We start from the raw sequence: 20,637 nt of genomic DNA on the forward strand, positions 1-20,637 counted from the left end.
GGGTCAGCGGGTCGGCATCGCTTCGGTGTGCTCGCGGCCGCGCACGATCTCGCGCACCTGGTTGGTGTTCTCGTCCATCAGCAGGACGACGGGGTGCCAGCCGGCCGGAAGCGGCTCGGGCACCTGGGCGTAGGCCATGATGATGACGATGTCGTCCACGTCCACCAGGTGGGCCGCGGCGCCGTTGAGCTGGATCGTGCCACTGCCCCGCTCACCGGGGATGGCGTAGGTCTCCAGGCGGGCGCCGTTGGTGACGTCGACGACCTGGACCCGCTCGAAGTCGCTGATGCCGGCTTCGTCGAGGAGGTCGGCGTCGATGGTGATGCTGCCGACGTAGTGCAGGTCGGCCGCGGTCACCCGGGCACGGTGGATCTTGGAGTGGACGAGCGTCTTGTACATGGTCATCTGGGGTTTCCTCGCAATGCTTCGAGAACGGAAAAGAGGGGGTGGGAAAAGAGGGGTGGAGAAAGGGGGGTGGGGAGAGGGGGCTGCCGGCGGCGGTCTCAGGCGGAGGCCGCCGCCAGCAGCAACCGGCTCACATCGCCCGCGGTGCTCACCGCAGTGGTGTGCGCCTGCGGCAGGGGTGCGAGGAGCCGGTCGGTGTAGAGCCCCGAGCCGTGGATGACGATCTCGGCATGCTCGGGGACAAGATCACGCTCGATGGCGAGATGGACACCGGTGACCGCCTTGACCAGCGACCACTCCCGCAGGTCGCGGGGGTCGGCGGGCAGTTCGTGGCCAAGGGGGGCCAAAAGGCGGCGCAGCCGGGGGTAGAAGGCGAGGCATTCGTGGAGGGAGACCACGATGCCCCCGCCGCCGTGACGGCCGATCAGCTCGTTGACCTGGGCGGAGGTGACGGGGGCCCGGGTGTAGAAGGTGGGGTCGATCTGCTCGTGCGGGTCGTGGGTGACGGCCGGGAAGGCGCCGTCGTCGTCGCCGCGGTGGTAGAGCCCGGTGGTGGGGTCGAGGGCGTAGGGCGGCAGCAGTTCGTGCGCGGGCGAGCCCTTGAGGAGGCTGAGCACCATGTCGGGGGTGGCCAGTTGCTGGATGAGGAAGAACCCGGGGTGCCGGGCGGGCACGGGCAGGCCGGGCACGGTCTGCGAGGTGAGCGTGCGGTGGCCCAGGTGGTAGCCGAGCAGACCGTAGGCGCTGGAGACGGCGTGGGCGTGCAGCCGGGGGGCGCCGTCGGCCTCGACGGGGAAGGCGTCGGCCTCGACGAAGGCGCGGGCGGCGTCGGCGAGCCGGTAGTTGTCCAGGTCCAGCGAGTACCACAGCCGCCACCCTCCTTCTTCGAGGCCGGCCTGCCGGGCCAGGGCCGCCGCCTGGGAGGCCAGGTCCTTCACCGCGGCCGGGCTGTCCACGTCGGCCAGGGCGACGGGGTTGGCGCGCCGGGCGTCCTCGTCCGTGGACAGGGCGCTCTCGCGCAGCTTGGTCAGTGACTGCCGGGGAACGACCGTGACGATGCGCAGCTGGTCGGCGCCGACGAGGCCGTGGGCGTGGGCCCGGGCGACGGCATCACGCAGGGCGGTGCCCTTGTTGCCGGAGGTCGGGGTGAGGATGAGGATCCGCTCACCGGTGGTGCGGATGTGCTCGACGGCGCGGGCCACCATCACCAGGGAGGCGAAGGTCTTGGTGGTCAGGGTGCCCGGGTTGCCCATCAGGTCGAGGAAGAGCAGCCGGCGTCCCCGGTGGGTTGCCAGGTCCTGCATCGACATGCCGGACGTGCCGAAGTAGGCGGTCAGCTCCGGGGTCAGGGGCGGCAGGGTGAAGGCGGGGCTGAAGGATTCCTGCAAGCCCTTGCCCTGCCCGGCGCGTTCGGCACGTTCGGCGCGGATGGTGGCGGCCGCGAGTTCGAGGCCCTGGTAGTAGTGCGCGATCGCGTTGTCGCGGGTCAGCCGGATCGGAGAGGGGTGGGTGGTCGTCATGCGGGCGTCCTCGTCGTCGAAGGGCTCGTCGGGGAATGGCGCTGCGCGGAAGCACGGAAGAAAAGGGCGGGCACGGGGCGGAACCCGGAAAGGGGGGGGTGCGCAGGCGGCGACGGCGGAAAGGGAAAGGAGGCGGGAGCGGGGGCGGGGGCTCAGGGCGCTGTGGGGGCCCAGGTGTCGGCGGCCATCTCGCGGCACAGGTAGGTGGGAGGACCCATGTGGGCGATGGCCCGCGCGTCCCGTGCCAGCCGGTTGACGGGATGGGTGGCGACGAACGCCGCGCTCCCCAGGACCTGCTGGATACGGGTGCAGGCCGACTCCGCCACCGTCGAGCCGAAGGCCTTGGCGTGGAGGGCCAGGCGCAACGCCCCGCCGGACGCGGCCCGGGCACCGGCCCGGTCGACCAGGGCGTGGGCGGCTTCGACCGAGGCCTCCACCTCGGCCAGCGTGTGCCGCATCGCCTGGTGTGCGAGCAGACCCCGGTCGGCCGACTCCCTCAGCGCGGTGTCCAGGGCGGCCCTGGCGATGCCGGTGCTCACCGCGCCCAGCGTGTACCCCAGGTGGTGGGGGTGCGCGATGATCTCGGGGGTCTGCGCGGCCTGGCCGAGCCCGGCGTCCCCGGGGAGGCGGCAGTCCTCGAAGGAGACGAAGCCGGTGGCGGAGGAGCGCATGCCCACCAGGCCGGGGCCGGGATGGGCGTGGGCCCCGGGGGTGCCGGCGTCGACGAGGAAGAGGCTCTGCGCGGTGCTGCCGTAACCGCCCTCTCCCCCGTCGGAACTCTGGGCGAGCACGAGGTAGACGTCGGCGATGCCGGCGCCGGTCGCGAAGGTCTTGTTGCCCTGGACCCGCCAGGTGTCCGGGCCGCACGAGGTGGCCTGGGTGCCGAGCTTCGCCTTCGAGGCGCCGGCCTTCTGCTCGCTCCACACGGAGGCCGCCAGGCATTCGCCCGCGGCGATGGCGCTCAGGTAGCGCTGTTTTTGCCGCTCCGTTCCCCAGCGGGCGATCCGCGCCGTCACCGCGCAGTGCAGGAAGAGGACGATCGCGAGCGAGGCGTCGGCTCCTGCCACCAGCCTGACGGCGTCATTGACCGCGCCGGCACCGGCGCCCACGCCGCCGTACTCCCTGGGCACGGCGAGCGAGAGCAGGCCCGAGGTGCGCAGGGCCTCAAGGCTGCGCGGGTCCGGGCGGCCCTGCTCGTCGGAGGCCGCCGCCCGGGCCCGGAACACCTCGAGGGCGGGGGCGAGGTCCGGCAGCAGAGCGAGCGCGTCGGATGCCGGGAGCGCGTGTTCTACAGCTCGCATGGGTGCAGACCATTGCCTTTCAGAAGGGTGGCGATGCCCCGCGGTCCTTCAAGGAGGGGGCGGGGCGCGTCGGCCGGATGCTGTGCGGGGGCTGTGCGGGTGCTTCCGCAAGCCGGGCGCCGCAGCGACGCGGTGCGATGGGCAGAGCCTCACACGCCATTTCCGGCCGCCGGGGCGGCCCAGCGGCCCCGTGGGAGAAAATGGGACGGGGGATGGTGATGAGGCGGCTCTGACCTGCACCTTCCCCTCCCTGCCCTTCGGGGAGAGCGGGAGCAAACGAGATGGCCCACGGCCGGAACGGGACCACGGGCCGGTCCTCCACCCCCTCCCCCGCGGCCGCGCTGCTCCCCTGATCCGGCGTGCCGGGGTACCGGGGGTGCGGATGCCCGGCGGCGGGCGGGAGCGGCCTGCCCGGACGGGCTGGGGAATCGTCCACGGGAGGTGGGTGGCGGGCAGGACGGCCGCGCAATGCGGCCGGCGCCGCGGGCGGGCAGACGCCGGCGGCCATGGCCCGGCCCTTGTCCAGGGGTGGGAGACGCGTGGGATGGGCGGGAGGGGTGGGGCGGTCCGTACGCCCGGCCGCTGGGCCGTGGCGTCGCCGACGCCGCGCACCGCGTGCGGGTGTGGCGGTGCGTCACAGGGTGTGGCCGGAGGGCGGATTCGCGCGGCGGGGCCGTCTCGCGGGCACGATGTCCGGCGGCGGCAGGGAGGGGTGGGAGGCGCGTTACGGGTGGCGGTCCGGGATCCGTACCGCGCCCGTGCAGGTGCGGTCGGCGACCGCGGGATGGAGCAGGTCCAGGCAGGCGCCCACCGCATCGCCGGGATCGACGGGCAGCATGGGCGAGTCGTGGGAGCTCGCGGTGGGCAGGCCCGTGGTGTCCGCGCGGTGTCCGCCGTTGAACACGGTGAGCACGTCGCCTTCGAGCAAGCGCTCGGCATGGGCCCACACGGTGCGGCAGGTCGGGCTGTGACGCACCTGCACCCGGGCATGGCCGATCCACGCCGCGTGCAGGACGGCCGCGTCCGCGCCGCACTCGGCGGGCGGGAGGCCTCCTGCCGGGGCCCGGTGGCCGGAAGTGGCCGGGCGGTGTGTCGCGGTGCCGGGCGCGGCGTAGAGCACGGCGGTCACGGTGACGAGCAGGACCGCTGCCAGCAGGACCAGCCAGGAGGACGGGGCGGTGCGGGGCGGGCGCAAGCGGCCCCGGGAGACGGTGGGAGGGGTGGGCGGGACGCTGGGTGGCGGGGCCGGGGCGGCAGGTGGCCGGGGGCCGGCGGCGGGGGCGGGGGCGGGTGCCGCGATGCGGCCGTTGGCCAGTTCCCAGCAGCGCACCGCCGGGGCCGGGTCCGCTCCCGCGAGCCGCGCGAGGGCTTCCACGGCGGAACGGGGAGGGAGCTGCTTGCCGTTGAGGAACCGCTCCCAGGAGGAGCGGCTGTAGCCGGTGCGGCAGCCCAGGCGGGCGTAGCTCAGCCCGGTGCGGGCCCGCAGGCAGCGGAGTTCGGTGACGAGCCGGCGCCGGTCACGGTCCATCACGGCAGGTCGTTCACGGGGCCGTGGGCGCGGGTGTGCCCTTGCCGGTGCATTCCTCGTCGTGGCGGGGGATCACCCCGCACGCGATCGCCTCGCCGGGGGTGTCGGTGGCCAGCATGCGGGTGTAGACGTCCTGTCCCCAGGTGATCTCCGCGGTGCGGGAGCGTCCGTCCGGGGTGCTCACGCGGACCTGGTAGCCGACGGTGCCGTTGTCGATCCGTGCCCATACCGCTGAACAGCCGGGGCTGTGGCGCAGGGTGACGACGAGTCCGACGAGCCAGGTCGTGCGGAGGGTCGTGGCGTCGCGGCCGCATCCCATCGCGGTGGGTTCCTGTCCCTCGCAGCTCTTGCCGCGGCATTGCGGGGTAGCCGGGGGTTCGGGGGCGGCCGGTGCCTTGGTGGCGGTCGCGGCGGCGATGGCGGCGTGGTCCGCGGGGTCGGGACGGTGCAGGTGCCGGGCGGTGAGGAAGACCGAGACGGCGGCCACGGCCGCCAGGACGAGGGCTGCGGCCGCCCAGCGGGCGGCGCGTATCCGCAAGGACGGGCGCAGGCGTTGTGCCGGGCGCCTGCAGGCCGGGCAGGCGGCGTCGGTCCCGGTGGGCGGGGTGGTCGGCGGGGCTGTGGCCGGTTCGGGCTGTGGGTCCGGGGTGGGGAGGTGGTCGTCGGTTTCCCGGGCGTACTCCCACAGTGCCAGGAGGCGGTCCCGGTCTCCCCCGGCGACGTCGGCGAGCTGCTCGACCGCCGCGCGGGTGGGGGGCTTGCCCCCGTTGAGGAACCGCTGCCAGGACGAGCGGCTGTAGCCGGTCCGCTCGGCCAGGGCCTCATAGCTGAGGCCCGAGCACTCCTTGAGCCGGAGCAGCTCGGTGACGAGCCGTCGTCTGGCCTCGGCGGATTCCTCGTCGAGACGCTGCCGCATCGCCCCCACGATCCGTCCCCTTCTTTCGCTTCCGGGTCACGGCCGGGTGCCTCCGATGACGTCCCGTCATCACACGGGTGGCTGCCGGAGAAGCTGGCGCCGCGTTGAGTGGACTGTAATCGACGAAGGTGTGAAATCACCCCAACCGGCCAGTGTCATAACGATCACATAAGCCTCCCTGATCGACACATAAGCGCAGCTAGGGGGCTTGCGGTGCGAAACCGGTGGAGGCCTCTCCCGGGTGGGAGGCCGGTCCTGCCCGTGGTGAGCGCCTGGGCGTATCGGACGGGGCGTCAACCTCCGTCTCCGGCATGCCTACGGCCGGGTGGCATGCGCGGGCTTTGCCGCTTAGGGCCGATATCTGTTGGTATGTGCTCACACGTTTCCGGTGGCGCCGCGCCGCCACTGCCGCCGCCCTGTGCCTGTCCGCCCTCGCCGCGACCACCGCCCCCGTATCGGCCGAGGCGCCCCTCTCCGCGCCGGCCGTCCGCCAGGACCTGCCAGAGCCGCCCTCCACGGACGTCGCCCGGGTGGAACTCGCCGACCTCACCGTCGAGCCGCCGCACTCGATGACCGGCTACAGCCGCGCGAAGTTCCCGCACTGGGTCAAGCAGCAAGGCGCCTGCGACACCCGCGAGACGACCCTCGCGCGCGACGGCAGGGACGTGCGGCTCGACGACCAGTGCCGGGCCGTCTCCGGGACGTGGGTCAGCGCCTACGACGGCAAGGTGTTCGCCTCGGCCGGCCAGCTGGACATCGACCACATGGTCCCGCTGGCCAACGCCTGGCGCTCCGGGGCCGACACCTGGAGCACCGACCAGCGCAAGCGGTTCGCCAACGACCTGACCAACCCCCAGCTCATCGCCGTCTCCGCCGCCTCCAACCGCTCGAAGGGCGACCAGAGCCCGGACCAGTGGCGGCCGCCGCTGACCTCCTACTGGTGCACGTACTCCCGCGCCTGGACCCACGTGAAGCACCTGTACAAGCTGAGCGTCACACCAAGGGAGCAGGAGACCCTGGTGACCATGCTGGACACCTGCGAGCACTGAGCGGCGGCCGGCGCCGGCGGGCGGCAGGGGTCTGCCGGCGGGGCTCAGGGCCGCCAGAGGTAGCGCACGTCCGGCTCGCGTTCCTCGTTGCGCTCTCCATCGGTCCGCTCGGCCTCCACGAAGCCGTGCCGCTCGTAGAACCGCCGCGCCCCCGCGTTGACCTGGAACGTCCACAGGCCCAGCCCCTGCGGCCGCTGACGCTTGGCCAGGTCCACGAACCGGTCGCCCAGCCCCCGGCCACGCCACGGCGGATCGAGGTAGAGCTGCTCCAGCTCCGTACCCTCCAGCACCAGGAGCCCGGCCACCGCGCCGTCCCCGGTCACCGCCACCCAGCTCTCGCACCGCGGCACGACCACGCAGGAGAACCACTGCCGTACGGCGGCGTCGTCGTGAGCGCGGCGCACGGTCGGCAGCGCGGCGGCGAAGGAACGCAGCCACACCTCCGCCATGCCCGGCGCATCGCGGTCGTCGGCGCGCCGCAGCACCATGTCATCGGAATCGCTGTTCACAAGGCGTGACTCTCACAGATGAGGGATCGCGGCGCAGCCGGATTTGCGGGGCGTTCCCGGCTGAGGTGATCCGGCCCGGCGTGCCGACTGGTTGGCAAGGCCATGTACGCTCCCCGCCATGCGACTTCCGGCCGACGCCCTCCTGTTCGACAGCGATGAAACGCTGGTCTCCTCCCTGCACTCGGTCGTGCGCGCCTGGACCCGGTGGGCCCAGTCCTACGGGCTGACCCCGGCGGACGTGGCGCGCGTCGAGGTGCACGGCCGGCCGGCTGCCGCGATCGTCGCCGAACTCCTGCCGGCCGAGCAGGTCGCGCAGGCGCTGGTGCGCCTGGAGGAGGCCGAGGTCGCCGACGCGGCCGCGGGCGGTGTCGTGCCGGTTCCCGGTGCTGTGGAGCTGCTGGCTTCGCTGCCGGTGGACCGGTGGGCCGTGGTGACGTCCGCGAACCGGCGGGTGGCCGGGGCCCGGCTGGGCCAGGCCGGCATCCATCCCAAGTTCCTCGTCACCGTCGACGACATCACCCACCACAAGCCCCACCCCGAACCGTTCCTGCTGGCCGCCGAGCAGTTGGGCGTCGACCCGGCCCGCTGCGTGGTCGTCGAGGACGCGCCCGCCGGGCTGGCCGCCGGGCGGGCGGCCGGCATGGCGACCATCGCCCTGACGACCACGCACCGTGCGCAGGAGCTGGAAGCGGACGTGACGGTCGCCGACCTCACCGCCCTGTCCGTTCAGGTCATGGGAGACGGGCGGCTGGAGATCTCCGTCGCCGGCTGACGGCAGCCCTGTCAGGGGTTGTCAGGGGTTCAGTGGTGGGAACCCTGACGGCATCGGAACGTCCGGCGGGGCGGGGAGATCCGGCGGCCTGGGGAGGTCGGTGGGCCAGCCGGCCGGCGGGTCCTGTCGCGGGGGCGGGTCCTGTCGCGGCGGGAGGGGGTGTTCCCTCACCTCGCCCACCTTGTCCTTCACCTCCGTGAAAACGCCGGCGACAGTGGCGAAGACGGCCGTCGCTCCCAGGCAGAGCAGGGTGGCGAACACCGCGAAGCCGATCTGCCAGCCGGCCTTCGCCCTCGCCTGCGGGTCACCCGGCGGATACGCCGTCGCCCGGTCGGGGCGCCCGGCCGGGTAGCGGACCAGGACCGTCTCCCCTTCGAAGACCGTCGCGCGCCCGTCCTCCTCGAAACGCCTCGTCCTGCCGTCCTCGTCGGTGAACTCGTACACGTGGCTGAGGGACCTCGACGTACCGCGTTGCAGGCCGCGCCGCCACACCGTCGTGGTCACGTACGTGCGTACGCAGCGGCCCTCGACCGCCCTCCCGTCGCTCCAGGCCGCCTTCAGGCGCCGTCGCCGCCGCAGTGCCGCCGTCAGCAGGGCCAGGGCGCCGAGGGTCATGAAGCCGGGTATCGCCGGCAGAACGTACTCGATCACGGGCTAGGCGTCGCCCTTCGCGGTCGCCTTCTCGGCGGCGGTGGCCGTGGCCGTGGCTGTGGCTGTGGCCGTCCGGCGGATGACGTCCAGGGTGTTGCGGACCGTCTCCAGCGTGCGGGCGCGCATCTCCTCCAGGACCTCCTCCTTGCTCCGGCCGTCGGCCGCCCGCGTGCCCGCGGAGGGCAGCTGCGGCATGTCGCCGATGAAGGTCAGCGTCAGGGCACCGGAGGCGTCCTCGCCTATGCGGTTGCGGATGACCCAGCTGGCCCGGTCGTCGCGCCGGAAGAAGCTGACCAGGAGAGGGGCCTCGAAGGTGACCTCCTCCCTCAGGCGCTCACCGCCTACGACGACCTCGCGCAGCAGCCCGTTCTCACGCCGCTCGAGCACCGTGCACTCGCTCATGCCGGGGACGAACGGCACGGCGTTCTCGGCCTTGCGCAGCAGTCCCTCCCAGACCTGGGCTCGGTCGAGGCGTGGCTGCTCGGGATGGGCGGGGTCATTGACGGGCAGGGTGACTTCAATGCGCATGACAGGGACTCCACGGTGGGTTTCGGCGCTTGCCGGACACTTGGTGATCTTGCTGTCTCGCGCGGCCCGTATCAAGGGATATCCGGGTGGCGTGGCTCGATTTCACGTCCCCGGCCGCCCCGGCCCTTTGCACGGCCGGGGCGGTGGAGGGGCTTCAGGCCGCCGTACCGGGGCGGTCCGGCAGGGCGTCGGGGGAGGTGCGGGGGTGCGGGATCTCGGGCTGGCCGCTGTGCTGCAGGGCCACGGTCCGGGCGGGGGCGGGGATGCGGATGCCCTCGGTGCGGTAGCGGTGGTGCAGGCGCTTGATGAACTCGTGCTTGATGCGGTACTTGTCGCTGTACTCGCCGACCCCGAGGATCACGGTGAAGCCGATGCGGGAGTCGCCGAAGGTGTGGAAGCGGATGGCCGGCTCGTGGTCGGGGACGGCGCCGTTGATGTCCTTCATCACGCTGTCGACGACCTCGTTGGTGACCCGTTCGACGTGTTCCAGGTCGCTGTCGTAGGCGACGCCCACCTGGACCGTGACGGTCAGGTTCTGCTCGGGCCGGCTGAAGTTGGTCATGTTGGTGCCGGCGAGCTGGGCGTTGGGGATGATGACGAGGTTGTTCGAGAGGTCCTCGACCACCGTGATGCGCCAGTTGATGTCGCGGACGTAGCCCTCCTCACCGCTGCTGAGCCGGATGTAGTCGCCGGGCTGGACCGTCTTGGAGACGAGGATGTGCACGCCCGCGAAGAGGTTGGCCAGGGTGTCCTTCATCGCCAGGGCGATCGCCAGACCGCCCACGCCGAGGGCGGTGAGCAGCGGGGCGATGGATATGCCGAGGGTTTCCAGGACGATGAGGAAGCCCATCGCCAGGACCGCGATGCGCGTGATGTTGACGAATATCGTGGCCGACGCGGCGACGCCGGACCGGGACTGCGCCACGGTCTGCACCAGACCGCTGATCACCCGGGCGGCGGTGAACGTCGCGGTCAGTATGACGAGCGTCGTCAGTACCTGGTTGACGGTGTGTCCGACCTGGCTGGTCAGCGGGAGGGCCGCTGCCGCGGCCGCCACGCCGATCGCCACCGACGACCAGGGGGCGAGCGTGCGCAGCACGTCGACGATGATGTCGTCCCCGGCCCACTTGGTCCTGCGGGCCCGCTCGGCGAGCCAGCGCAGGATCACGCGCAGCAGCAGGGCCACGGCCAGGCCGGCGGCGATGGCGATGCCGGCGACGATGATGTCGTGGAGTGTCAGGGCCCGGGTCATCGGCGCTCCCCCGCCGTTACGGAGAGCTGGGCTGCCAGGTCGCACGCTGCCGCGGTCGCCGGGAGGCCGGAGTAATGACCGGAGTAATGAATCGTCACCTTTTACCTGTCTGTCCTGACGGATCGTGATCGCGCCAGGTCACGGGGTGGCTTGGCGCGCGAAGTCATCCTCCATCACGCCTGTTTCGGCGCTGCGCGGAGGAGGGGGATTGTGGGATTGCGGGGGTGGCCGGCTGACCGGTGACCGCCGGGGGGCGGACGGCGTGTGACCGTCCGCCGTGAGGGCACCGACCACATTCTCGGCATGGCCTACAGCGACGCCGATGTCGTGGAATTCCTGCGCCGGGCCGGGCTGCCGGACGCCGAAGCCCTGCTGGACGACCCCGACGCGGTGGAATGGGCCGGAGGCCGGCCCCACGAATGGACGGCCGCCTGACCCCCGGCGGGGGGGTGGCGGGAGGGTGCGTGGTGGGGCCGCCGGTACCGGCCCGGGGGCTGGTCCGGATGCGTCCGGGGGGTTTCGGGGGCAGGCTGGAGGCGTGTCCGGAGTTCCGCGGATCGTGGTCCACCCGCCGGCGCCCTCAGGCGGCCGGCGGGTGAGCATCGGCGCGGAGACCCTGGGCGTGGCGTACGGGGTCGTGGATCTGCTGGAGTTCCTGGTGCGGGCCGGCGTCAGTACCGATGTGCCGCTCGACGATCCAGAGGTGATCGACTGGCGTGGCGGCGGTCCCGGCATCTGGTCGTGAGCGCCCGTCCGGGGTAGGTACGGCAGGTACGGCGGTCAGGGGCCGGGGGCGGTCAGGGGGCTGCGGAGGCTGGGGACGGATCCCGGGTGCTGGTCTGAGGCCGGCGGCCTGTCGTGCGCTCAGGCCCACGGGGGCCGGCAGCCAGCGGCCAGGCGCCGCCTCGCCCTTCAACAGCGTTCGCTTGTAAGCGGGTTGAGGATGCAAGGCATCCTCCCTGACCTCGAACAGCGTCTGGCGGCGTTCACGCCGATCCGCCGCGTCGTGTACGAATGGATGTGCCCAGTGGGGCGACGCTTCGGAACGGTCTTCGAGGAAGGGTGTGGCGGATGCTGGTGCTCGGACGCTCGCAGGTCGAGGGTTTGCTCGAGATGGACGCGCTGATCGATGCCCTGGCCGTCGCGATGGCCGACCTCAGCGCGGGCCGCGCCTCGGCGCCCGACCGCGTCGCCGCGCTCGTACCCGGACGCCAGGGGCTCCTGGCCGCCATGCCCGGCTACGTTCCCTCGGCCCCGGTGCTGATGAGCAAGCTGGTCTCCCTCTTCCCGCGCAACGCCGGGACAGCGCTGCCGACCCACCAGGCCGTCATCATGGTGTTCGACCCGGACACCGGCGAGCCCACGGCCCTGCTGGACGGTACGGCCATCACCGCGGCGCGGACCGCCGCCTGTTCGGCGCTGTCCGCGCGGCTGCTGGCGCGCGAGGACGCCACCGTGCTGGCGGTCCTGGGCACGGGCGCGCAGGCCCGCTCCCATGCCCATGCGATCAGCCGGGTCCGGCCCGTCCGGCAGATCCGCGTGGCCGGACGGGACCCGGCCAAGGCCGCCGCCCTGGCCGGGGAACTGTCCGACGCCCTGGAGGCGGACGTCCGGGCGGCCCCCAGCTACGCGGCGGCGCTCGACGGCGCGGACATCGTCGCCGCGACCACCCACTGCCTCGAACCCGTGGTCCGCCGCCCCTGGCTCACCCCCGGGGTGCACATCACCTCGGTCGGCTACAACCCGGACGGCCGCGAGATCGACGACGCCACCGTCGCCCAGGCCCTGGTCTGCGTCGAGTCGCGGCAGGCCGCGCTCGCCCCCTTCCCCGCCGGCAGCAACGACCTGCTCCTGCCGATCCGCGACGGCCTCATCACGCCCGACCACGTCCACGCCGAGCTGGGCGAACTCCTGGCCGGCACGAAGAGCGGCCGTACCTCGCCCGGGCAGATCACCCTCTACAAGTCGGTCGGTGTGGCCGCGCAGGACGCGGCGGCCGCGGCCCTGGTCGTTGCCGCCGCCCGCGAGCGGACGGTCGGCGAGGAGATCACACTGGGGTGATGCGGGGGAAGGGCCCGCCGTTTGCTCAGGTCAGGCGGCGCTTTTCGTACGTGCGCGAATAAACCTGTGGAAGCGGCGGGCGCGTTCATGGCAAACTGATCTTGGCGAAAGCCGAAGGGGTGTAGCTCAGCCCGGCCAGAGCAGCGGACTCCAAACCCGCTAGTCGCAGGTTCGAATCCTGTCACCCCTGCCCATCCCCCCTAGGGGACCTGTTACAGCGTCAGGACCACTTTGCCCTCGGCCTGGCGGGTCTCCAGGGCGGCGTGCGCGTCCGCGGCCCGCTCGAGGGGGAAGCGGGTGAGCAGCGGGGTCAGCCGGCCTTCGGCGGCCTCGTTCAGCGAGCGGGTGATCAGTTCGCGCATGCCGCCGGGGGGAATCATGTCCGGGCCGATGGCCCAGGTGGCGGTCAGTTGCCGTTCGATAAGGTCCCGGGTGGAGATCTCGGTGGGCTCCCCCGCGGCCCAGCCGTGCAGCAGGAAGCGTCCTGCGGGGCCGAGCAGTTCCAGCGCCTGACGGCCCGCGGTGCCGCCGACTCCGTCGAAGACCACGCTCACCTCGCGGCCGTCCAGGGCGGTGCGGACCTGCGCGGGCCAGTGGTCGGTGCGGTAGTCGACCGCGACGTCGGCGCCCAGCGCGCGGACCCGTGCGGTCTTCGCCGCCCCGCCGGCCACGCCGACGACGAGCGCGCCGGCGGCGCGTGCCGCCTGCACCAGGAGGCTGCCCAGGCCGCCGGCCGCCGACATCACCAGCACCACGTCCTCTGCGGTCAGGCGTGCGACGCGCAGCAGTCCCTGGGCGGTGGCGCCGGTGGTGACCATCGCGACGGCGGCGTCGGCGTCCAGGCCGCCTGGGATCGGGTACAGGTCGCTGACGGAGGCGAGGGCCTGCTCGGCGTAGCCGCCGCCTGCTGTCAGCTGGGCGACGACCCTGCGGCCCAGCCAGCCGGCGTCGACGCCGGGGCCGAGGGCTGCGACGACGCCGGCGACCTCGCCGCCGAGGACGGCGGGCAGCGGCGGCGGGAGGTGGGGGCCGACGGTCGTGCCGCTGCGCAGACGGGCGTCGATCAGGTGGACGCCGCTGGCCTGGACGTCGATGCGCACCTGCCCCTCGGCGGGGAGGGGGGCGGGCACCGTCTCGTGGGTCAGGTTCCGGGCGGGGCCGTAGGCGTGCAGCCGTATCGCGTGCATGTCGTGCGCTCCAAGATCGCCTCGCCGGCACACGGGGCCGGCGAGTGGTGACCCTGACTATCCGGCATCAACCATGCTTGAGGTCAAGAGCCCGCCGTCCGTCGTGGCGGCGTCCGTCGTGGCGGCGTCCGTCGTGGCGGCGTCCGTCGTGGCGGCGTCCGTTGACGGCGCTCCTACAGCGCTGGGTATGACGGCGATGAGGAACACTCGTACGGGGAGGTGCTCGTGAGGAACGTCGCGCTGCCGGCCGGTGTCGTCGAGTACGACGACCGTGGAGCGGGGCCCGTGGTCGTCCTGCTGCACGGGCTGCTGATGGATCACACCCTGTGGGACCGCGTACTGCCCCTCCTGCCCCAGGGGTTTAGGTACGTGCGTCCCGTGCTGCCGCTCGGGGCCCATCGCCGGCCGATGAACCCCGGCGCCGACCTCACGCTGCGCGGACAGGTCCGCCTGGTCGCCGACTTCCTCGACGAACTCGGCCTCGAGGACGTCACCTTGGTGCATGCCGACTGGGGCGGGGCGCTGTTCCTGACCGCCCACGGCTGGGACCGGCGCGTCGCCCGGCAGGTGATCCTGCCCTGCGAGGCGTTCGAGAACTTCCCGCCCGGCCTGCCCGGCAGAATGGTCTCCCTCGCCGCCCGCCTGCCCGGCGGCTTCCAGCTCGCCGCCCGCCAGCTGCGCCTGCGCCCGCTGCGCCGGCTGCCGGTGCTGCTCGGGCAGATGGCCCGCCGGCCGCTGCCGGACGACCTCGTGCGCCGCTGGACCGAGCCGATCCTGCGCGACGCCCGCATCCGGCGCGACCTGCTCGCCTACTGCCGCAGCCCCTTCGACAAGCCCGAACTCGTCCGCGACACCGAGGCGCTGGCCCGCTTCACCGGCGACGCGCTCGTGCTGTGGTCGCCCGACAACCGCGTGATGCCGCTCGCACACGGCCGCCGCCTGGCCGGCCTGCTGCCCGCGGGCCGGTACGCCGAGGTGCCCGGCGCGTACGTGCTGTCGATGCTGGACGAACCCGAAGCCGTGGCACGCGAGATCGGCCGCTTCCTCACCTCTCCCCCACCCCCGACATAGGGCGCGCGTGTCGGCCGGAGGGGGCCGGGTTTCACACCGTCACCACGATCTTGCCGGTGTGGGTGTTGGACTCCATCAGGCGGTGGGCGTCCACCATCCGCTCCAGGCCGTCGAAGGTCTCGGCGATGACGGGCGTGAGCGCGCCGCCATCGAGGCCCGAGCCGATGAAGGCGGCGGCGCGGCGGCGGAAGGCCTCCTGGCGGGCGAGGGCTGCGTGGGAGTAGGTGTGGACGGTCAGCGGCCAGTTCATGGACAGCTCCAGGGGGCGTGTGTCGAGCCAGCCGTAGAGGACCGCGGTGCCGCCGGGGGTGAGCGCGTCGCCGAGGGCCGCGAAGCCGGGGCCGCCGACCGCGTCGAAGGCCAGGTGGGCGCCCTGGCCGCCGGTGATCCGCTTGACCTCCTTGGCCAGGTCCTGGGAGTCCGTGGTGATCACATGGGGCGCGCCGAGCTCCTCCAGCTGCTGCCGCTTGGCCTCGCCGCGGGTGGTGGCGATGGGGATCGCGCCGATGCGCAGGGCGCTCTGGAGCGCGGCCGTGCCGACGCCGCTGGAGGCGCCCGTGATCAGGACGTGGTCGCCGGGGGCCAGGCGGCCGGTCTCGACCAGGCCGCCGTAGGCCGTCGCGTAGGTCAGCCACACCGCGGCGGAGGTCACCGCGTCCACGCCTTCGGGGCGGCGCACCACCGATTCCTGGGGCAGGACGACGCGTTCGCCGTAGACGCCGTGGATGCCGAAGTCGAAGTTGGCGGCGGCCATCACCGCGTCGCCGGGGGCGAAGGCGTCGACGCCTTCGCCGACCGCTTCGACCACTCCGGCGGCTTCGTATCCGAGCCGGGATGCGGGCAGGGTCGGCTGGTAGTAGTAGGTGCCGGCGCGGAAGAGGGCCTCGGCGCGGTTGAGGCCGATGGCCTCGACGCGGAAGAGGACCTCGCCCGGGCCGGGGTCGGCCAGCGGCACGTCCTCGGTCGTGAGGACCTCGGGGCCGCCGAGTTCGTGGAAGAGGACGGCCTTGGTGGTGGATGTCCTGCCGGTGACTGCCGTATGTGCGGGGGAAGTTGTCATGTGGACGACCGTATGCAGCGTTCAAGAGACGATCCATGTCTTGAACCCTTTCCTTTATGTCTCATCGTCTTTGTGTTGCTGCGGTACGGTGCGGTCATGGACGTACTGAGCGATGCGATCGCGGCCATGCGCACCGGGCTCCCCCACTCCTCGCGCGCGGTCAAGCGTGCGCCGTGGGGCGTGCGTTTCCCGGCCTCCGAGGGCGCCGGGTTCCACGTCGTGCTCCAGGGGTCGGCCTATCTGCTGCCGCCCGGGGACGCGGCCCCCGTGCGGATGGGCCCCGGCGATGTCGTCTTCCTGGCCCATGGATACGGTCACGGCCTGGCCGACCGTCCCGGAACCCCGCTGGAGGAAGCCCGCCTGGAGCCGGACGGCTCCTGGCCGACGCTGCGCCACACCGGGCCCGTGCACGACGAGGACACGCTCATGCTGTGCGGGGCCTACCGGCTGACCAAGGCGCGGGCCCATCCGCTGCTCACCGAGCTGCCGCCCTTCATCCATCTCCCGGCCCGCGTCGGAGCCGGCGGCCGGCTGCGCGCCGCCGTGGATCTGCTCGGCGCCGAACTGGCCGACCCCCAGCCCGGCTCCGACGCCGTCGTGCCCGCGCTCCTGGACACCCTGCTGCTGTATCTGCTGCGCACCTGGTGGCTGGCCGAGCGGCCGGAGGGCCCCACGGGCTGGGCGGGGGCCCTGAACGACCCGGCCGTGGCGGCCGCGCTGCACGCCATCCACGACGAGCCGGCCAGGGGCTGGACCGTCGAGGAGCTCGGCGCCCGCGCGGGGCTCTCCCGCGCCGCGTTCGCCCGCCGTTTCACCACGCTGGTCGGCCAGCCGCCGCTGGCGTACCTGACCTGGTGGCGCATGACGACGGCGGGCAGGCTGCTGCGCGAGGCCGGCGACCCGCTGCGCACCGTCGCCGAACAGGCGGGCTACACCTCGGAGTTCGCCTTCGCCAAGGCCTTCAAGCGGGAGTACGGGGTGGCGCCCGGCCAGTACCGCAAGCAGAGCGCGGCAAGCGCCGGATGAACCTGGCCCGGTAGCCGCGGCGGCCGCGGGACGCCGAAGGCCCGGCCCGCCTGCGCGGGCCGGGCCTTCGGGGTGGCCGGGTGCTGCCGGAACCGGAAGGGGGTCAGGCGGTGGGCTGGGGCTCGGGGGCGGCCGGCTGGGCGGGCTGCTGGGTGGGTTGGGCGAATTGGGTGCGGTGGAGTTCTTCGTAGCGGCCGCCGGCGGCGAGGAGATCGGTGTGGGTGCCGCGTTCGACGATGCGGCCGCCTTCGAGGACCAGGATGAGGTCGGCCGCGCGCACGGTGGACAGGCGGTGGGCGATCACGACGGCGGTGCGCCCTTCGAGGGCCTCGTCGAGGGCTTCCTGGACGGCGGCCTCCGAGGTGGAGTCGAGGTGGGCGGTGGCCTCGTCGAGGATGACCACACGCTGGCGGGCCAGGAGCAGACGGGCGATGGTCAGGCGCTGGCGTTCGCCGCCGGAGAAGCGGTAGCCGCGTTCACCGACGACCGTCTCCAGCTGGTCGGGCAGGGCCGCCACCAAAGCGTCGAGGCGGGCGCGGCGCAGGACGTCCCAGATCTCTTCCTCGCTCGCGTCGGGACGGGCCAGGAGCAGGTTGGCGCGGACGGTGTCGTGGAAGAGGTGGCCGTCCTGGGTGACCATGCCCAGGGTCTCGCGCAGGGAGGCGGCGCTCAGGTCGCGTACGTCGACGCCGCCCACGCGCACGGTGCCGGCGTCGGTGTCGTAGAGGCGGGGCAGGAGCTGGGCGATCGTGGATTTCCCGGCGCCGGAGGAGCCGACGAGGGCGACCATCTGACCGGGTTCGGCGCGGAAGGAGACCTGGTGCAGGACGGGGGTGCCGCCGCGGGCATCGAGGGTGGCGACGTCCTCGAGGGAGGCGAGGGAGACCTTGTCGGCGGCCGGGTAGGCGAAGTCGACGCCGTCGAACTCCACCGACACCGGCCCCTCGGGCACGGCCCGGGCGTGGGGTTTTTCGGTGATCAGCGGCTTGAGGTCGAGGATCTCGAAGACCCGCTCGAAGCTGACCAGGGCGCTCATCACCTCGACGCGGGCGCCGGCGAGAGCGGTCAGCGGGGCGTAGAGGCGGGTCAGGAGCAGGGCGAGGGCGACGACGGCTCCGGGCTGGAGGTGGCCGCGCAGGGCGTAGAAGCCGCCCAGTCCGTAGACCAGGGCCAGGGCCAGGGCGGAGACGAGGGTGAGGGCGGTGATGAACACCGACTGGGTCATGGCGGTGCGGATGCCGATGTCGCGCACGCGCCGGGCCCGGGCGGCGAATTCGGCTGACTCGTCGGCGGGGCGGCCGAAGAGTTTGACGAGGGTGGCGCCGGGGGCGGAGAACCGCTCGGTCATCTGAGTGCTCATGTCGGCGTTGTGGCGGGCCGCTTCGCGCTGGAGGGCGGCCATGCGCGAGCCCATGCGGCGTGCGGGCACGACGAAGACGGGCAGCAGGAGGAGTGCGAGGAGGGTGATCCGCCAGGAGATGCCGAGCATCACGACGAGGGTCAGCAGCAGGGTGACGAGGTTGGAGACGACACCGGAGAGGGTGTTGCTGAAGGCGCGCTGCGCGCCGATGACGTCATTGTTCAGGCGGCTGACCAGGGCCCCGGTGCGGGTGCGGGTGAAGAAGGCGACGGGCATCTTCTGGACGTGGTCGAAGACCGCGGTGCGCAGGTCGAGGATGAGTCCCTCGCCCAGGGTGGCGGAGAGCCTGCGGGTGAGCAGGGCCAGGCCCGCCTCCGCCACGGCGATCACCGCGATGAGGGCGGCCAGGCGGGTGACCGCGCCGGTGTCCTCGCTCTTGACGATGGCGTCGACGACGCGGCCGGCCAGGACGGGGGTCGCCACCGCCAGGAGCGCGGTGACCACGCTGGCCAGCAGGAACCAGCCCAGCTGCCGGCGGTGCGGCCGCGCGAACGCGGCGATACGGGCCAGGCTCGCCCGCGAGAAGGGCCGCCGGTCCTGCTGGGCGTTCATCGCACTGTGCAGCGATGTCCACGCGGTGACTTCCATGTCCACGGGTTCCTCCGGGGTGTCGGTTCACCCCGAACGCTAGAACCTCAACCATGCTTGAGATCAAGTGGCGGCGGACGGCGGGTGACGAGCAGCCTGCCCCTGACGGGGTATCACCTCCCTTTCGCCTTCGATTCTTAGACGTGGACCCGCAGAGGCGGTTGCGATTCCCAGGCACACGGCAGGCCGCTAGGGGTGCGGTGCGGCCGTGGGGTGGTCAGTGGATGCCGGTGCGCCGGCCCTCCCAGAACCGGGTCCGCAGCTCACGGCGCAGGATCTTGCCGGTCGGGTTGCGCGGCAGGGCGTCGACGAAGCCGTAGCTCATCGGGATCTTGTAGTCGGCGATGGCGCCCTTCAGCGAGAGCATCAGCTGCCGCGGGCTGACCTCCTGCCCCTCCCGCAGCACCACGCACGCGTGCACCGCCTCACCCCAGGTCTCGTCCGGCACCCCGATCACCGCCGCCTCCGCCACCGCCGGATGACGCCCGAGCGCCTCCTCCACCTCGGTGGGATAGACGTTGGCCCCGGCGACGATGATGGTGTCCTTGACCCGGTCGCACAGGAACAGATAGCCGTCGGCGTCGAGATAACCGGCATCGCCCATGTGCAGCCAGCCGTCGACGACCGCCGCCGCGCTCGCCTCCTCGTTCTTCCAGTAGCCCAGCATCCGCGCCGGAGTGCGCACGCACACCTCGCCGGGCTCCCCCACCGCGGCCTCGCGCCCGTCCTCGGTGACGATCCGCACCTCCACCCCCGGGCAGGCGAGCCCCGTCGCCCTCAGCCGCGCCCCGCCCGGCACATGCTCCCCCGGCGGCAGCAACGCCACCGCGTTGCCGGCCTCCGTCGCCGAGTACGCCTGCACGAAATCCGCCCCGATCACCTCCAGACAGCGCGAGAGCAGCGCCTCCGAGATCGGCGACGCCCCGTAGACCACCTTGCGCAAAGAAGCGAAACTCTGCGCCGTGGCCGCAGGCTCGTCCAGCATCATCTGCAGCATGGCCGGCGCGACGAACGTCGTCGTCACCCCCGCCTCCCGGATCAGCCGGACCGCCTCCTGGCCGATGAAACTGCGCATCACCACATTCGTCACACCCGCCGCGAAACCCTGCATCGACCAGTTCAGCCCCGCCAGATGCAGACCCGACAGGCTGATCAGGCTCCTGTCCCCGGGCCGGAAGTCCACCCAGTCCAGGCCCCCCTGCCGCATGGACTCCCCCAGCGCGAAGAAACTGCGGTGCGCGATGACCGCCCCCTTCGGCGCCCCGGTCGTCCCACTGGTGTACACCTGCGCCACCGCGTCATCGGGGGTCGCGTCCACGGTGAGGTCCGTATCGAGGTGGCCGGTCTTCCACGCGGTGAAGCCCGCTCCCCGCTCCTGCTCCGAGTCCAGCGCCACCACCGTCCGCAGCGCCCCCAAATCCGGCCGCAGCCGGGCGAGGGTGTCGAGGAACTCGCGCTCGGCGAAGACCAGTGCGGTGTCGGAGTCGCGCAGGATGTGCTCGATCTCGGGGGCCGTCAGCCGCCAGTTGACGGGGACGAGAACGGTGCCGCTCTTGGCGCAGGCGAAGGCGATCTCGTAGTAGCGGGCGGACTCCTTGCCCAGGTAGGCCACCCGCGCGCCCCGCTCCAGGCCCGCGCCGAGGAGCGCGTGGGCGCTGCGGTTGCTCTCCCGGTGCAGCTCGCGGTAGCCGACTTCGGTGCCCTCGAAGCTGATGGCCGGGTGATCGGGGCGGCAGCGGGCGTGGTGGCCCGTGATGGCGTCAAGAGTGCACGGTCGGCTGTCGTTCATGCTC

At 72.7% G+C, this 20,637-nt stretch carries 20 protein-coding genes and 1 tRNA gene; 8 read left to right on the forward strand and 13 right to left on the reverse strand.

Annotated elements, in window-relative coordinates; genetic code table 11:
- Positions 1 to 3 precede the first annotated feature (3 nt).
- From panD to AB0G59_RS20490, 5 genes are all read right to left on the reverse strand, one after another.
- Positions 4 to 405 (reverse strand): aspartate 1-decarboxylase, encoded by a 402-nt coding sequence (gene panD, locus AB0G59_RS20470; protein WP_360913466.1) that lies wholly within the window; start codon positions 403 to 405, stop codon positions 4 to 6.
- 98 nt (positions 406 to 503) lie between these two features.
- Entirely contained in the window at positions 504 to 1,925 is a 1,422-nt protein-coding gene (locus AB0G59_RS20475) for a DUF6002 family protein (protein ID WP_360913468.1), read from the reverse strand.
- Positions 1,926 to 2,077: 152 nt separating this feature from the next.
- A complete protein-coding gene (locus AB0G59_RS20480) occupies positions 2,078 to 3,226 on the reverse strand; it encodes an acyl-CoA dehydrogenase family protein (RefSeq protein ID WP_360913470.1) in 1,149 nt (382 codons plus the stop codon).
- Positions 3,227 to 3,950: 724 nt separating this feature from the next.
- Entirely contained in the window at positions 3,951 to 4,754 is an 804-nt protein-coding gene (locus AB0G59_RS20485) for a helix-turn-helix domain-containing protein (RefSeq protein ID WP_360913546.1), read from the reverse strand.
- 13 nt (positions 4,755 to 4,767) lie between these two features.
- Positions 4,768 to 5,670 carry a DUF2690 domain-containing protein gene (locus AB0G59_RS20490; RefSeq protein ID WP_360913472.1) on the reverse strand — a complete coding sequence of 301 codons (903 nt, stop codon included), beginning with the start codon at positions 5,668 to 5,670 and terminating at the stop codon, positions 4,768 to 4,770.
- 371 nt (positions 5,671 to 6,041) lie between these two features.
- On the opposite strand from AB0G59_RS20490, the gene AB0G59_RS20495 reads away from it, so the two are divergent.
- A complete protein-coding gene (locus AB0G59_RS20495; RefSeq protein ID WP_360913474.1) occupies positions 6,042 to 6,719 on the forward strand; it encodes an HNH endonuclease family protein in 678 nt (225 codons plus the stop codon).
- A gap of 44 nt (positions 6,720 to 6,763) precedes the next feature.
- Here the strand turns inward: AB0G59_RS20495 and AB0G59_RS20500 are convergent, their stop codons facing one another.
- Positions 6,764 to 7,207: a GNAT family N-acetyltransferase gene (locus tag AB0G59_RS20500; protein ID WP_360913548.1), complete on the reverse strand. Its 444-nt coding sequence runs from the start codon at positions 7,205 to 7,207 to the stop codon at positions 6,764 to 6,766.
- A gap of 139 nt (positions 7,208 to 7,346) precedes the next feature.
- On the opposite strand from AB0G59_RS20500, the gene AB0G59_RS20505 reads away from it, so the two are divergent.
- Positions 7,347 to 8,000 (forward strand): HAD-IA family hydrolase, encoded by a 654-nt coding sequence (locus AB0G59_RS20505; RefSeq protein WP_360913476.1) that lies wholly within the window; start codon positions 7,347 to 7,349, stop codon positions 7,998 to 8,000.
- A gap of 21 nt (positions 8,001 to 8,021) precedes the next feature.
- On the opposite strand, the gene AB0G59_RS20510 is transcribed toward AB0G59_RS20505, so the two are convergent.
- The 3 genes from AB0G59_RS20510 to AB0G59_RS20520 form a co-directional block, all read right to left on the reverse strand.
- On the reverse strand, positions 8,022 to 8,651 hold the full coding sequence (locus AB0G59_RS20510) for a DUF3592 domain-containing protein (RefSeq protein ID WP_360913478.1): 630 nt from the start codon (positions 8,649 to 8,651) through the stop codon (positions 8,022 to 8,024).
- Positions 8,652 to 8,654: 3 nt separating this feature from the next.
- Positions 8,655 to 9,179, reverse strand: a complete 525-nt coding sequence (locus tag AB0G59_RS20515; RefSeq protein ID WP_360913480.1) for an SRPBCC family protein — start codon at positions 9,177 to 9,179, stop codon at positions 8,655 to 8,657.
- Positions 9,180 to 9,333: 154 nt separating this feature from the next.
- A complete protein-coding gene (locus tag AB0G59_RS20520) occupies positions 9,334 to 10,431 on the reverse strand; it encodes a mechanosensitive ion channel family protein (RefSeq protein ID WP_360913482.1) in 1,098 nt (365 codons plus the stop codon).
- A 264-nt stretch (positions 10,432 to 10,695) separates the two neighbouring features.
- Here AB0G59_RS20520 and AB0G59_RS20525 point away from each other — a divergent pair, with 264 nt between their 5' ends.
- The 4 genes from AB0G59_RS20525 to AB0G59_RS20540 all read left to right on the forward strand — a co-directional run bounded on the left by AB0G59_RS20525 (position 10,696) and on the right by AB0G59_RS20540 (position 12,682).
- Positions 10,696 to 10,866, forward strand: coding sequence for a hypothetical protein (locus tag AB0G59_RS20525; protein WP_360913484.1), 171 nt, complete (start codon positions 10,696 to 10,698; stop codon positions 10,864 to 10,866).
- A gap of 103 nt (positions 10,867 to 10,969) precedes the next feature.
- Positions 10,970 to 11,176, forward strand: a complete 207-nt coding sequence (locus AB0G59_RS20530; RefSeq protein WP_360913486.1) for a hypothetical protein — start codon at positions 10,970 to 10,972, stop codon at positions 11,174 to 11,176.
- Between the two features lie 326 nt (positions 11,177 to 11,502).
- The gene (locus AB0G59_RS20535; protein ID WP_360913488.1) at positions 11,503 to 12,492 is read left to right on the forward strand and encodes an ornithine cyclodeaminase family protein; all 990 of its coding nucleotides are present in this window, start codon (positions 11,503 to 11,505) and stop codon (positions 12,490 to 12,492) included.
- Positions 12,493 to 12,607: 115 nt separating this feature from the next.
- Positions 12,608 to 12,682: transfer RNA gene (locus tag AB0G59_RS20540), tRNA-Trp, on the forward strand.
- A 22-nt stretch (positions 12,683 to 12,704) separates the two neighbouring features.
- Here AB0G59_RS20540 and AB0G59_RS20545 read toward each other — a convergent pair.
- The gene (locus tag AB0G59_RS20545) at positions 12,705 to 13,679 is read right to left on the reverse strand and encodes a zinc-binding dehydrogenase (protein WP_360913490.1); all 975 of its coding nucleotides are present in this window, start codon (positions 13,677 to 13,679) and stop codon (positions 12,705 to 12,707) included.
- Positions 13,680 to 13,904: 225 nt separating this feature from the next.
- Here AB0G59_RS20545 and AB0G59_RS20550 point away from each other — a divergent pair, with 225 nt between their 5' ends.
- A complete protein-coding gene (locus AB0G59_RS20550) occupies positions 13,905 to 14,750 on the forward strand; it encodes an alpha/beta hydrolase (protein ID WP_360913492.1) in 846 nt (281 codons plus the stop codon).
- 31 nt (positions 14,751 to 14,781) lie between these two features.
- Here the strand turns inward: AB0G59_RS20550 and AB0G59_RS20555 are convergent, their stop codons facing one another.
- Positions 14,782 to 15,810, reverse strand: coding sequence for a zinc-dependent alcohol dehydrogenase family protein (locus AB0G59_RS20555; RefSeq protein ID WP_360913494.1), 1,029 nt, complete (start codon positions 15,808 to 15,810; stop codon positions 14,782 to 14,784).
- 96 nt (positions 15,811 to 15,906) lie between these two features.
- Here AB0G59_RS20555 and AB0G59_RS20560 point away from each other — a divergent pair, with 96 nt between their 5' ends.
- Positions 15,907 to 16,836, forward strand: coding sequence for an AraC family transcriptional regulator (locus tag AB0G59_RS20560; protein ID WP_360913496.1), 930 nt, complete (start codon positions 15,907 to 15,909; stop codon positions 16,834 to 16,836).
- A 103-nt stretch (positions 16,837 to 16,939) separates the two neighbouring features.
- Here the strand turns inward: AB0G59_RS20560 and AB0G59_RS20565 are convergent, their stop codons facing one another.
- Together AB0G59_RS20565 and AB0G59_RS20570 are read right to left on the reverse strand one after the other, a co-directional pair.
- The gene (locus AB0G59_RS20565) at positions 16,940 to 18,850 is read right to left on the reverse strand and encodes an ABC transporter ATP-binding protein (RefSeq protein WP_360913498.1); all 1,911 of its coding nucleotides are present in this window, start codon (positions 18,848 to 18,850) and stop codon (positions 16,940 to 16,942) included.
- Positions 18,851 to 19,061: 211 nt separating this feature from the next.
- The gene (locus AB0G59_RS20570; protein WP_360913500.1) at positions 19,062 to 20,633 is read right to left on the reverse strand and encodes a long-chain-fatty-acid--CoA ligase; all 1,572 of its coding nucleotides are present in this window, start codon (positions 20,631 to 20,633) and stop codon (positions 19,062 to 19,064) included.
- Between the last annotated feature and the right edge of the window lie 4 nt (positions 20,634 to 20,637).

The organism is Streptomyces sp. NPDC021096 (genome assembly GCF_040641275.1).
Classification (GTDB): Bacteria; Actinomycetota; Actinomycetes; order Streptomycetales; family Streptomycetaceae; genus Streptomyces.